This is a genomic window from Nesterenkonia cremea (assembly GCF_014642675.1).
GTDB lineage: Bacteria > Actinomycetota > Actinomycetes > Actinomycetales > Micrococcaceae > Nesterenkonia > Nesterenkonia cremea.
Genome location: NZ_BMIS01000011.1, coordinates 1 through 11,585 on the forward strand (window position 1 = coordinate 1; position 11,585 = coordinate 11,585).

Annotated in this window: 14 protein-coding genes and 2 pseudogenes; 6 read left to right on the plus strand and 10 right to left on the minus strand. The window is 64.6% G+C overall.

Translation table 11 applies throughout. From position 1 onward, the window contains the following. Positions 1–404 precede the first annotated feature (404 nt). Positions 405–713: pseudogene (locus IEW85_RS14815) on the plus strand (SDR family NAD(P)-dependent oxidoreductase); the annotation flags it as partial. Positions 714–725: 12 nt separating this feature from the next. Here IEW85_RS14815 and IEW85_RS14820 read toward each other — a convergent pair. Beyond that, the gene (locus IEW85_RS14820) at positions 726–1,190 is read right to left on the minus strand and encodes a DoxX family protein (RefSeq protein ID WP_505759588.1); all 465 of its coding nucleotides are present in this window, start codon (positions 1,188–1,190) and stop codon (positions 726–728) included. A gap of 9 nt (positions 1,191–1,199) precedes the next feature. Here IEW85_RS14820 and IEW85_RS11130 point away from each other — a divergent pair, with 9 nt between their 5' ends. Further along, the gene (locus IEW85_RS11130) at positions 1,200–2,726 is read left to right on the plus strand and encodes an AlkA N-terminal domain-containing protein (protein WP_188685841.1); all 1,527 of its coding nucleotides are present in this window, start codon (positions 1,200–1,202) and stop codon (positions 2,724–2,726) included. After that, complete coding sequence (locus IEW85_RS11135; protein WP_188685688.1) at positions 2,723–3,268, plus strand: methylated-DNA--[protein]-cysteine S-methyltransferase; 546 nt, start codon at positions 2,723–2,725, stop codon at positions 3,266–3,268. Before IEW85_RS11130 ends, IEW85_RS11135 begins: the two co-directional genes overlap by 4 nt. Before the next feature lie 59 nt (positions 3,269–3,327). Here the strand turns inward: IEW85_RS11135 and IEW85_RS11140 are convergent, their stop codons facing one another. From IEW85_RS11140 to IEW85_RS11170, 9 genes and pseudogenes are all read right to left on the minus strand, one after another. After that, entirely contained in the window at positions 3,328–3,864 is a 537-nt protein-coding gene (locus IEW85_RS11140) for a VOC family protein (protein ID WP_188685690.1), read from the minus strand. 14 nt (positions 3,865–3,878) lie between these two features. Next, complete coding sequence (locus IEW85_RS14425; protein ID WP_229658977.1) at positions 3,879–4,268, minus strand: hypothetical protein; 390 nt, start codon at positions 4,266–4,268, stop codon at positions 3,879–3,881. Continuing rightward, on the minus strand, positions 4,256–4,675 hold the full coding sequence (locus IEW85_RS14735) for an FAD-dependent oxidoreductase (protein ID WP_373286563.1): 420 nt from the start codon (positions 4,673–4,675) through the stop codon (positions 4,256–4,258). Before IEW85_RS14735 ends, IEW85_RS14425 begins: the two co-directional genes overlap by 13 nt. A gap of 114 nt (positions 4,676–4,789) precedes the next feature. Further along, positions 4,790–5,757: pseudogene (locus tag IEW85_RS14740) on the minus strand (NADH:flavin oxidoreductase); the annotation flags it as partial. Positions 5,758–5,867: 110 nt separating this feature from the next. Next, on the minus strand, positions 5,868–6,353 hold the full coding sequence (locus IEW85_RS11150; protein WP_188685693.1) for a helix-turn-helix transcriptional regulator: 486 nt from the start codon (positions 6,351–6,353) through the stop codon (positions 5,868–5,870). Between the two features lie 99 nt (positions 6,354–6,452). After that, entirely contained in the window at positions 6,453–6,764 is a 312-nt protein-coding gene (locus tag IEW85_RS11155; protein ID WP_188685695.1) for a hypothetical protein, read from the minus strand. A gap of 201 nt (positions 6,765–6,965) precedes the next feature. After that, positions 6,966–7,247, minus strand: coding sequence for a muconolactone Delta-isomerase (catC, locus tag IEW85_RS11160; protein WP_188685697.1), 282 nt, complete (start codon positions 7,245–7,247; stop codon positions 6,966–6,968). A gap of 52 nt (positions 7,248–7,299) precedes the next feature. Further along, a complete protein-coding gene (locus IEW85_RS11165) occupies positions 7,300–8,400 on the minus strand; it encodes a mandelate racemase/muconate lactonizing enzyme family protein (RefSeq protein WP_188685699.1) in 1,101 nt (366 codons plus the stop codon). Beyond that, entirely contained in the window at positions 8,400–9,299 is a 900-nt protein-coding gene (locus tag IEW85_RS11170; RefSeq protein ID WP_188685701.1) for a LysR substrate-binding domain-containing protein, read from the minus strand. The genes IEW85_RS11165 and IEW85_RS11170 overlap by 1 nt, the downstream gene beginning before the upstream one ends. A gap of 341 nt (positions 9,300–9,640) precedes the next feature. Here IEW85_RS11170 and catA point away from each other — a divergent pair, with 341 nt between their 5' ends. The 3 genes from catA to IEW85_RS11185 all read left to right on the plus strand — a co-directional run bounded on the left by catA (position 9,641) and on the right by IEW85_RS11185 (position 11,448). After that, a complete protein-coding gene (gene catA, locus IEW85_RS11175; RefSeq protein ID WP_188685703.1) occupies positions 9,641–10,492 on the plus strand; it encodes a catechol 1,2-dioxygenase in 852 nt (283 codons plus the stop codon). A 121-nt stretch (positions 10,493–10,613) separates the two neighbouring features. Continuing rightward, complete coding sequence (locus tag IEW85_RS11180) at positions 10,614–11,153, plus strand: alpha/beta hydrolase (RefSeq protein ID WP_188685704.1); 540 nt, start codon at positions 10,614–10,616, stop codon at positions 11,151–11,153. Next, on the plus strand, positions 11,110–11,448 hold the full coding sequence (locus tag IEW85_RS11185) for an alpha/beta fold hydrolase (RefSeq protein ID WP_188685705.1): 339 nt from the start codon (positions 11,110–11,112) through the stop codon (positions 11,446–11,448). The genes IEW85_RS11180 and IEW85_RS11185 overlap by 44 nt, the downstream gene beginning before the upstream one ends. Positions 11,449–11,585 lie beyond the last annotated feature (137 nt).

Consider the following 11,585-nt stretch of genomic DNA (forward strand, 5'->3'; position numbering starts at 1 on the left):
TTGCGCCCGGTGGGCTTGGGCAGCTGATCAGCGATCAGCTCCCACTGAGCATCAGAAAGAACCTGGAGACGAGACATGTCTCCAGGCTTCCAGGCCACCCCTCACATAATTCTCAGACACGCTCTAGCCGAGCCAACCACGATTCGTTCAAAGCAACAAAAGCCCCGGAGATGGTGGATGGCCCTGTTTCGACGCCGATCCAACAAATAGGGACACCCACACTGAAGTTCGGGATACGTCATCTCGATCTGTGAGGGGCTGAGGATTATGACAACTTACTGAGAAAACCAGCTGCTCCGCGTCTGTCAAACTCCAGGTCAGCGCGCTGCCATCCTGACAAGTTCGGTGAGAACCTACAATGATCCGGGACAGACGGATGGGCCGCACACCAGGTCGCGGAGTCACTGGGCGGCAAGATCATCAGCGCAGCCTCGCAGGCCGGCCACAAGGGCAACAAGGGGATCCCGCTCTGTTCTGCCACCAAGTTCGCCGTGCGCGGCATGAGCCGGACCGTGGCGCGTGAGCTCGCCCAGTTCGGCATCACAGTGAACACCTACGCCCCCGGCATCGTGCGCACCCCGCTCATGGAGACCCTCGCCGAGGAGACCGCCGCGGCCGCGGGTCAGCCCGAAGAGTGGGGGTGGGAGCAATTCACCACGGATATCCCCCTGGAGCGACTCGCCGAAGCCGACGACGTCGCCTATGTCATCTCGTTCCTGGCCGTCTCAGCTCCGGAGAGCCCACCGGATCAATGGCACCTGGAGAGGCAATCGCGCGATCGCGGCAGCACGCACTGCCTGACGCCCAGGAGTCGATCCCTTCCGGCCGATCACGCGATGAGCGTCTATCGCCATCTGCACATTCGCGGGAAAGACGGCGACGAGCAGGGCCGCAGAGGCCACTGCGGCAGACTTGCGGGTCTGCGGGATGAGCAGGCCCGCAGCACAGAAAAGCTCTGCCACCCCGGAAGCGTAGACCAGCTGGCGCTTGCCCGGCAGCGCAGGCGGCACGATCGGCTCGAAGACCTGCGGACGCACACAGTGGATCACCCCAGAGACGAGGAAGGAACCGACGAGCACCTTGGGACCTGCGGCAAGAGACCTCATGGCAGGAATTATCGCATCAGGGCGACTTCGCCAGGTGAGTGCCATGTCTGATTTCCGCCAGTGCAGCAGAGCGGAGCGTGCCATGCTGACTGCATGACGCCAGCCACCATGAGCTTCGAAGAACGCTATCGTGCCGTCGAGGCGCGCGATACGCGATTCGACGGTCAGTTCATCACGGCCGTGCGCACCACAGGCATCTACTGCCGACCATCGTGTCCGGCGCGTACGCCGAAGCAGTCGAACGTGACCTTCTACCCCACCAGTGCGGCAGCACACGATGCCGGATACCGAGCCTGCAGACGATGCCTGCCTGAGGCGACGCCGGGATCACCGCAGTGGAACCTGCGCGGAGACACCGTCGGCCGCGCGATGCGGCTCATCGCCGACGGCGTCGTAGAACGCGATGGGGTGCACGCTCTGGCGTCCCAGCTCGGCTTCTCCACACGGCACCTCACCCGGCTGCTCACCGCCGAACTCGGGTCAGGCCCCCTCGCCCTCGCCCGCTCACAGCGTGCCCACACCGCCCGCATGCTTCTGACGGGCACCGACCTCTCTGTCGCCGAGGTCGCGTTCGCCTCCGGGTTCGGAAGCATCCGGCAGTGCAACGACACCATCCGCGAGGTGTTCGACATGACGCCGACCGAACTCCGAGCGCGCTGCCGAATCACCGGACCTGCACCCGGCGCGACAGATCTGGCGCTGCCTGTGCGTGAACCGTTCGACGCCGACGGGATCTTCGAATGGATGACCGCACGGGCGCTGCCCGGCATGGAGGACGCAACAGAGGCCAGCTTCTCGCGCACCCTTCAACTGCCGGGCGGCACCGCATGGTTCGAGCTGCGCGCAGACTCGGGCAAGGACGCAGGCAGCGCAGGGCGCCTCCGGCTGCGCGCACACGTCACAGAGCTCTCAGACCTCGGGGCCCTGGTAACCCGGGCCCGCCGTCTGTTCGACCTTGATGCGGATCCTCTTGCCATCGACTCCGCGCTTTCGCATCATCCCACCCTCGCCCCGCTGGTCGCCCGCGTCCCCGGCATCAGGGTTCCGGGAGTGGCAGATCCTCACGAGATGCTGATCCGCGCGATGGTCGGACAGCAGGTATCGGTCGCCTCCGCACGAACCGCACTCGCCCGGCTCGTCCACGCCCTCGGGCAGAGGGTCGATGCCCCGGAGGGTGAACCGCATCTGCTCTTCCCGACGATGGCGGCGATCGCAGAGCGCGGTCACGAGGTGCTCCGCGGACCGGCCGCCCGCATCCGCGCCATCACGCAGACCGCGGCGGCCCTGGCGGAGGGCTCACTGTCACTCGGAACCGCGGATGACGGCACAGAACAGCGGGCCGCGCTGCTCTCCAGGCGAGGGATCGGGCCATGGACGGCTGACTATGTGCGCATGCGAGTGCTCGGTGACCCCGACGTGCTGCTGCCCGGCGACAGCGCCGTTCGCACAGGCGCGCTCAGGACCGACATCCCGGCTCACGCGCGCTCTCTCGAAGAGTGGGCGACCCGCGCAGCACCCTGGCGCAGCTACCTCACGGCTCACCTCTGGCGAGCGGCAGCCGCCTCACCTCAGCCCGAACAGCCAGCGCCATCGACACCAGCGACTCAGGAGGACCTATGACACAGACAAGACATATAGGGACGAGTAGAGCAGCCGTGCAGACCGTCGACACCCCGGACGGCGCATTCACCCTGATCGCCGACGACGACGGGCAGGTTCTGGCCTCGGGGTGGAGCGACGATCGCCAGGCAGTCTGGGGCCGCATCCACCCGGCGTTCCGCCCACACACACTCGTCGAGGAGACCACGGAGGCAGGAGATGCGGTCTCCGCCTACTACTCAGGCGACCTCGACGCCGTCACAACCATCCCCGTCAGGCAACGGGGCACCGAGCTGCAGCAGCGCGGCTGGGCAGCGCTGCGCGAGATCACGCCTGGTGAACCACTCACCTACACCGATTTCGCACAACTGGTCGGCCGGCCTGGCGCAGTGCGGCCGGCGGCGTCGATCTGCGCCCGCAACGCGCCCGCGCTGTTCGTTCCCTGCCACCGCGTCCTGCGAAGCGACGGCACTCTCGGCGGCTTCGCCTGGGGCACGGCGGTCAAACGGTCACTCCTCGATCACGAACGTCGGGAACGCAGGCGGGCCGCCCCTACCCCGTGAAGGCCACTGGTGGCATGGGGCGATGCACTGTTTCAGGCAGCCCAACCGCCACATCCTCTTCACGGCATCTGGTGCCGGTGATCACTGGCCCTGGCCGGGCGCCACCGACGAACCTCGGTGCTGGGCTCGTAAGCCTGGGAGGACGGATAGGTGACCAGCTCCATGGTGCTCCCCCAGGGTGTGCGAGCGTAGAGGTAGCGATTTCCGCTTCCCGCGTCACCGCCGGGCAGATCATTGGGCTGGCTCAGAAGAGTCCCACCGGCGCTTTCCAACCGGGCCGCCGCAGCATAGATATCGTCGACGTAGACGCAGAAATGCTGGATGCCATAGTCACTGGGCCGGACAGCTTGGCGTTGCGCAGTCCCGGAGTAGGAGAAGAGCTCGAGGTTGGGCCCCTCGCCGAGGCGCATCATCCGGATCGCTTCGATCGTGGCTCCTTCCGGAATTCCAAGCCCGGCCTCCACGGCAGGACCGGCAAGCGGCTCGTCGAGCATGTCGTAGATCTTCTCAGCACCAAGCGCTTCAGAGAAGAACTCGGTCGCCTGCTCGATATCTGGAACAGTGATGCCGATATGTTCGATCGCTCTGATACTCATCGTTGTGCTCCTCTTCAGAGAGTGGATGCCGTCCAGAATCCGGACTGCGTGGCTTCATACATGCGTCCCCCACGGGCCCGGGTTCCGATGACGCGGACAGTATCGCGGTTCGCAGATGCGGCGAGGGCGTCATCAGCCCGGCGATCTTGGGCCCACACCACGGCACCCTTCTCCGGTGGCACCTGGCCTGTACGGATGGTGACGCCCGAGGATTCGAGCAGCTGGCAGAGTCTGTCGCGCTCCATGTCGTTGGTGTCTGCACCTGGACTGTCTCCCGGAGAGCTGAGCGTGACGTCCCGTCCCTGCTCTGCGAGCCATAGGGCGGCGAACATTGCGACCTCCGTGTCCCCGTAGACCGTGATCTCCGCAGCTTCAGGAACTGATCGGGTGGTCAGCAGATCCACTGCATCGAGGGCGCCCCCGGCTTGTCATCAGTGACAGTTCCCGTGGCGAGCAGGACCTCATCGTAGTTTTCGAGGTCAGCCTCCGAGGCTTCCGTATTCAGCTGAACCTCAACCTTCAGCCGCTCCAACTCGACTTTGTAGAAGTTGATCATGTGCTCGATCTCAGTGTTCAAGAAGCTCGCCGCGGACCAGGCCCGCAGCTGACCACCGAGCTCACCGTCGCGCTCCATGACGGTGACCGCGTGACCACGTTCGGCCGCGACCATCGCGGCTTCGCATCCGGCCGGCCCTGCTCCGACGATCAGAACCCGCTTCTGCTCCGCTCCTGTGCGAAGGGAGGCCTCGGCACGGGTCTCCTGAGAGAGCTTCGGGTTGATCACGCATTGGGTGCGCTGACCGTTGAACATCCACCGAGAGATGCATTCGTTGACCGCCAAACACCGGCGAACGTGTTCATGCTCGCCGCGTCGAGTCTTGGCAACGCCTTCGGCATCAGCCAGCTGGGCTCGCCCCAACGCCACGAAATCAAACTCTCCGGCGCCGACCGCGTCATTCATCTCCTGGAGCAGCCACGTCAGGCGACCGACCGCGATCACTGGCACACTGACCGCTTCCTTCACCGCACGGGCGTAGTGCACCAGATTCCCCGGCGGGTACATGGGGAGCAGAACATCAGCAGTGTCGTAGTTTCCGGCGGAGACGTCGATGGCATCGACCAGTGGATCCAACATCTGGGCGAATGCGATCCCATCCTCGAACGAGAGGCCTCCCTCATAGGGCTCTTCGACACTCATCCGGTACATCACCGGATAGTCGGGACCAACGACTTCGCGGATGCCGTGGATAACCTCAAGCGCGAATCTCGCCCGGTTCTCCAACGAACCGCCGTACTCATCTGTCCGCTTATTCGTCTTGGGTGACAGGAATTGGCCCAGGAGGTAGCCATGGGCGCCATGCAGTTCCACAGCGTCGAAACCGGTCTCGACCGCACGGCGTGCCCCTGCACGTAGTAGTCGACCAGCCCCTTGATCTCATGACGTTCGATCTCCCTGGGGGCGGTTCCGAAGGCACTGGTGATACCTGCAGTGGGAGCGATCGGAGGTTCGTTGCGCTCGGTGTTGCCTTGGGAGTTCTGGCGCCCTGTGTGGTGCAGCTGCACTGCGATCTTGGCGCCTTCGTTGTGGACGGCCTCAGTCAGTGCCGCCAGGCCCGAACGAAACCTATCGTGATCGATCCGCATCGGGTGACCAGCGGTACGCCCCACCATCCAGTCAACCGACGTGTTCTCCGTGATGATCAGCCCAACACCACCGCGGGCACGGGCTCGGTGATATTCGATGAGACGATCGCTCACCTCACCGAAGGCCCCGGCGTACTGGGTGAAGATAGGAGACTGCACCATTCGGTTCGGCAGCGCCATACTCCCGATCCGTCCAGGCGGAAAGAGGTTTGGGTAGGCCGGGTCCAGCTGAACTGGCTGGGCTGTCATCTCGGATCACCTTCCATGGTTTGACGTGATGTGTATCACCTCAGTATGGAAGGGCTCTCCTCCGAAAACTTTCCCGGGGGTGCACAGAAGTATCCCGTGTGTGCGCAGCCTCAGGAGCCGGCACGAGCACGGGCGTCCCTGGGCGTGACTCCATAGGCCTCTCGGTAGGCTCGACTGAATGCTGATGGAGTGCTGAATCCACATCCGGCCGCAATCGCCGTGATGGCACGCTCAGGCCTGGCCGCGAGCTGGGAGTGCGCCTCCTCCAGTCGCCGCCGCAAGATGTACTGTCGGCAGGATTCACCGGTGCCCCGGAAGAGCTGGTGCAGGTAACGCACCGAAATGGCAGAAGCTGCAGCGATGTCCTCGATGCTCAGCCCAGCCTGACCAAGGTGCCCATCGATGAACGACCGGACCTCCATCAACCGGATGGCCTTGGCGTCCAAGACGGTCTCCGACGAGGCGCTGACGGCGGAGGCCAGCAGATCGACGGCCGTCCGCCCCGCTGTGGCTGCCGCGCCGACATCAAGGTGCGGAGCGGCCACAGAGGTTTCGACCCACGAGTGCAGCAGGCTCAGGGAGGGCGTGGGGGCCAACGCCTGTCCCACCAGGGAATCGAGATGAGGCAGAACCTGCCGCCCGATGTCGCGAGGAAGGAAGAGCGTCAGCTTCTCCAGGGTCCCGCCGCTGAAGCATTAGGCAGGCAGGACCCCGTCCCAGAGCAGTGCTGACCCTGGCGTCACCACTGCCTTGTGCCCCTTCTGGGTGAACACTTCGCGACCGCGCCGGACCAGCAGAACCGCCAGGAACTCACCTTCGGTCCGCCGAATCTCGCGCGTGCTGCGCTCGCCGACCATTCCTCCGAGCCTCGACGACACTGCCCAACAGTCCCCCAACACCGTGGTGGAGTGAGACAGCTCGGAGGTCCTGCTCACGTCAAGACTCCACGGGAGGTGGGTGGCGGCGAACTCGTCGACCGCCATGTTGTCGATGAGGGTGCTGCTCATAGACCTGGGGCTCTCGGGTGGATTGGGCGGACAAAACTGTGATGTGCATCACCATTCTAGCCGCAGAGGCGGGCCGGCGATGCTCAAAACACCATCGACGGCGCCCTCAGGTGCGGGCCGCCCCACGCTGCAGCCTCGACTCTCAACCGCTTGAGACCGGAGGGACGCCGCTCGAACGGGGCATGGCGGGCGGAATCGCCCCTATGCCTTGATGTCGGAGGGGTGGGCAGCCAACGGGGTCACATCGATCGTCATATAAGGGAAGAGCGGGAGGCCCTGGAGCAGCTCGTGCAGCTCATCGTGACTGCCGACGTCGAAGACGGAATAGTTCGCATACTCGCCGACTACGCGCCAGATCTCGGGCCAACGGCCATCCCGCTGAAGCTGCTGGGAATACTCCTTCTCCCGAGCGATCACCGCGCTGCGCTCTTCGGCGGGCAGGTCGCGGGGAATGTCGACCTCCATATGGACCAGATACTTCATCAGTGCTCTCCTCTCATACAGTTCTCTCCGAGATTCGGGGGGGGGGATCGGCTCAGTCCGTCCGGTAATGAGCCAGCTTGTCGGCGTCGACGGAGTTTCCCACTCCGGGAGCCTCACGGGCACGCACGTGCCCCTCGACGATCTGCAGAGGATCTGCCATCAGGTCATCAGCCATGTCCAAGAAGTTCGACAGCTCCGCAGCCCGCCGAGAGGTCGCCTCAAAAGCAGCCCCGAAGGCCACCGATGCTGCAGTTCCGACTTGGGTGTCGATCTGATTGCCGAGGTAGAGTTCGACGCCGAGCCCCTCCGCCAGCCCCACGATCCTGCTGGACTCGGTGAAACCGGTTCGGGCGGTCTTCACCGCCACGAGATCGGCCCCGGAGGTGACCAACTCTCGCGCCGCCGACGCCAGATCCGGCGCAGACTCGTCCGCCGCGATAGGGATGGGAGATCGCGAAGTCAGCCACCGCCGACCGAGATGCTCAGCGGCATCATTGGGCTCTTCGAGGAACTGCATGCCCAGTTCAGCGGCCTCGGCGAGAACCGCGCCTGCTTCAGAAGCGCTCCAACCGCGGTTGGCGTCCAGGTAGAGCTCAGCACCCTCGCCCAACGCCTCGCGAAGAGCCCGGGCTGCCCCCATATCCAGCGAGGTGGGCGTTCTGCCGACCTTCAGCTTGAATGCCGTGATGCCGTAGCGGTCCCGCATCTGCTGGGCCTCATCCACCAGGGCCGCGGCTTCTTTGAAGCCGAGCATATGAGAGACGCGAAGTCTGTCCGTAAAACCGCCCAACAGGCGGAAGACCGGAGTCTCCAAGGCTTGACCGACGATGTCCCAGAGAGCGATGTCCACCGAACCCTTCGCGGTCGCGTTGTTCAGCGTCCGCCCCATGATCGATCGTGCCGCCTCGCGAGCGAAGGGGTCCATGCCGATCATCTGCGGGGCGAAGACGTCCTTCACCACGGAGATGATCGAACCCTGCGTCTCGCCGTAGGTGTAGGGCCGCGGAGGAGTGTCCGAGACCCCGGTGATCCCCGCATCTGTATGCACACGGATCAGCACGTGGTCAGCCTCCGTCACCTCTCCGGACGCGAATTTCAACGGACGCCGGTAGGGAATCGTATATGGAATCGCCTCTATGGCGGTGATCTTCATCAGCGTGCCTCATCGTCCTTCCGAAGGGGAAGCGATGTCCGGATGACATCGAGCAGCGAGTGGAGCAGGGGACGGTCATCGGCACTGCGCCACGCCATGGCCAGGTCCACGGCTGGCCGCTCGGCAAGCTGGCGGAAGACCACTCCCGGGGTCCCCAGCGCGGAGACCGGGGCGGGGACCACCGCTGAGCAGCCGCCCCCGGCCACCAGCGAGACCAAGGTGGAGGTCTCGCTGACGACCTGCAGGATCTGCGGCTGAAAACCTGCCCGGCGGCACAGCTCGGCGGTGAGCATCGCGACCGCTGAGTCCCGGGGGTAGGAGACCAGAGGTTCCCCGCGCAGATCCTCCACCGAGACCTCATCCTCGGCGGCCAGCGGATGGTCCTCTGGCATTGCCAGATGCAGCTCATCGGGCTGAATGACCTCTACGCTCAGCTCTGCCGAGGACACGGGAAGACGCAGAAGCGCGACATCGAGCTGATGGCACAGCAGCCCGTCGACGATTTCGGGGTTCAGGATCTCTCCACGGATCTCCAGCTCCAGCCGCGGCATTCTGCGCCGGGCCTCGCGCAGCACACGCGGCAGGACCTGGTAGGCCGCAGATCCGGTGCTGCCCATCCGCAGAATTCCTTGGGCACCCGCATGGACCCTGCGCACATCCCCTTCCAGCGCCTCAAGCTCCGTCAGCAGCACCTCAGCCCGCTGCAGAAGAAATTCTCCCGCAGCGGTGAGGGCGACGCTGCGCGTCGTGCGCTCGAACAGCTTGACCCCAAGCTGGGACTCGAAGGCCCTGATCTGCTGCGAGAGGGGCGGCTGGGCCATCTGCAGTCGCCTGGCAGCGTTGCCGAAGTGCCGCTCCTGTGCCACAGCAACGAAGTAGGTCAGGTGACGAAGCTCCACCAAGCACCACCTTCCCTTCTTCACATCGGAACCGCACAGATTCGAAACGGCAGGCATCTGCCCCTGTCCGCACTTCATCATGCACTATGACATTGGAAGTCTCAATCAGTACACATTGAGCTCACTCGAAGACTAACTGTGCCAGAAGGGACGAGAGCTGGGCCGACCTGCCGCTGCCCGATGCATTCACCCGTGGACCAGGTATTGATATTCACTGCATATCAGTAGCCGATGACAACGTATTTGTCGTGTCACAATCGGGGCTTTAAACTTGTCATACGTCACAGTGGCGCTGGGTGCACACATGGGCTCAGCTCCTCGCACACAAGGAGAGGATCATCATGACCAGTGAGGTTGAAGCCCGCGCAGCGGACTCCGGCGCGGGAGCCACCGATACGTTCCGCCAATCCGGCAAACTCCAGGGCGAGGCCGATATCCCGCCGGAGCGGGTCAACCTGTTGGCCGGCGAGCTGATCAAGGCTGCCAATGACGTCGCTGAGAAGCACGAAGTCACCTACGAGGAGTTCAACATCCTCAAAGCCTGGCTGATCCAGGTGGGTGAGGACGGTGAGTGGCCGCTCTTCCTGGACGTCTTCCTCGAACACACTGTTGAGGATGTCAACACCCGGCACCGCGAAGGCACGAAGGGTTCGATCGAGGGCCCCTACTACGTGCCGGACGCCCCGACGATCTCTTCTCCGGCCACATTGCCGATGCGTCCGGACGAGAAGGGCACCCCCCTGACCCTGAAAGGGTCGGTGACGAGCACCGGCGGTGAAGCTCTGACCGACGCGAAGGTCGAGATCTGGCTGGCCGACGACGAGGGCTTCTACTCCCGGTTCGCACCTGGGCTCCCCGAGTGGAACCTGCGGGCGACGGTCCCTGTCGACTCTGAGGGAAACTACGAGATCCACGGCATCAAGCCCGCCCCTTACCAGATCCCCACCGACGGGGCCACGGGAAAGCTGATCGCCGCAGCGGACTGGCACGCCTGGCGCCCGGCCCACCTGCACATCAAGGTCTCCGCACCCGGCCACGAACTGCTGACCCAGCAGCTCTACTTCCCCGGAGACCAGCACAACGACGATGACATCGCCGCAGCGGTCAAACCTGAACTGCTTCTGGACCCCCAGCCCAACGGCGAAGGCGGCGAGACCGCAGTGTACGACTACGTCCTCGACGCGCAAGCCTGACGAGGAAATCAAGACGGCATGTCGCCATGGAGGGCGGCCCGGTCTCACGGCATCCGAACTGCCGTGAGACCGGGCCGCCCTCCGGCTGTCGCCTGCACTTCGCTGAAGGACCCAACAGACGATGACCCGATCACCTGGACTGGAAGAACACCCCGTGATTGCTCCCAAGCTGGCCGTGACCGTCCTGCGCGCACCCGCCGAACCTGCGCGAGTGGTGGCCCTGATGCCCGGGTTGGGCACTGCGGTCTCCGGCACGTGGGACACAACGGCTGAACACCTGGCCGCCGACTCCCATGTGATCGCACTGGATCTGCCCGGGCACGGTCGTTCGCCCGCCTGGGATGCTGCCGGAGAGGCCCCCTCCATGGAATGGCTGGCCAGGGCCACGGACGCCACCATCGAAGCAGAGTTGGAAGAGGCCGGCCTGAACGGACTGCCGCTGCACTTCGCCGGCATTTCATTGGCTGGAGGTCTGGCGCTTCAGCTGGCGCTGGACCATGCCGGACGGTTCTCATCCACAGCTGTCATCTGTTCAGCAGCGGCGATCGGCCAACCATCGGCCTGGACCCAACGTGCCGAAGCTGTGCGCTCGGACGGAACCGCGTCACTAGCGGAAGGTGCTGCCAGCAGGTGGTTCGCCCCCCGCCTTCCCCGCCGCTGAGCCCGGGGCCGTCCACCAGCTCACCCAGACCTTGCGCGAGGCTGACGACGAGAGCTATGCCCTGCTCTGTGAGGCCCTGGGCAGCTTCGACCTGACCGGCAGGCTGGACGAGATCAGCATCCCGGTGCTCGCGGTGGCCGGGGAGCACGATGCGGTCACCCCAGCCGAACAGGCCGCAGCCATCGGCGCCGGAGTGCACCTTTCAACAGTCCACGTCCTCAGCGACGCCGCCCACCAGGCCCCGACCGAGAGACCCGCCGAGACAGCGAAGCTCCTCAATGACTTCCTCGACTGAATAAGACCTCGGATCACGCTGCTCCACCCACGGGCCGCAAGGAACACTCAGCTCGGCTTCAGCACGAAGTGAGCAATCGGCAGATACCGCTGGTGGACCTGCACGGCTATGGACTCGTTGGCCTCCGGCCCCAGACG

Bases quoted from the DNA above. Each gene is read 5' to 3' on its own strand.
- IEW85_RS11180 (WP_188685704.1), top strand. From the start codon at position 10,614: ATGACCCGATCACCTGGACTGGAAGAACACCCCGTGATTGCTCCCAAG.
- IEW85_RS11165 (WP_188685699.1), bottom strand. From the start codon at position 8,400: ATGAAGATCACCGCCATAGAGGCGATTCCATATACGATTCCCTACCGG.
- catC (WP_188685697.1), bottom strand. From the start codon at position 7,247: ATGAAGTATCTGGTCCATATGGAGGTCGACATTCCCCGCGACCTGCCC.
- IEW85_RS14735 (WP_373286563.1), bottom strand. From the start codon at position 4,675: ATGTTCAACGGTCAGCGCACCCAATGCGTGATCAACCCGAAGCTCTCT.
- IEW85_RS11140 (WP_188685690.1), bottom strand. From the start codon at position 3,864: ATGAGTATCAGAGCGATCGAACATATCGGCATCACTGTTCCAGATATC.
- IEW85_RS11130 (WP_188685841.1), top strand. From the start codon at position 1,200: ATGACGCCAGCCACCATGAGCTTCGAAGAACGCTATCGTGCCGTCGAG.
- IEW85_RS11135 (WP_188685688.1), top strand. From the start codon at position 2,723: ATGACACAGACAAGACATATAGGGACGAGTAGAGCAGCCGTGCAGACC.
- IEW85_RS11155 (WP_188685695.1), bottom strand. From the start codon at position 6,764: ATGAGCAGCACCCTCATCGACAACATGGCGGTCGACGAGTTCGCCGCC.
- IEW85_RS14820 (WP_505759588.1), bottom strand. From the start codon at position 1,190: ATGGCACGCTCCGCTCTGCTGCACTGGCGGAAATCAGACATGGCACTC.
- catA (WP_188685703.1), top strand. From the start codon at position 9,641: ATGACCAGTGAGGTTGAAGCCCGCGCAGCGGACTCCGGCGCGGGAGCC.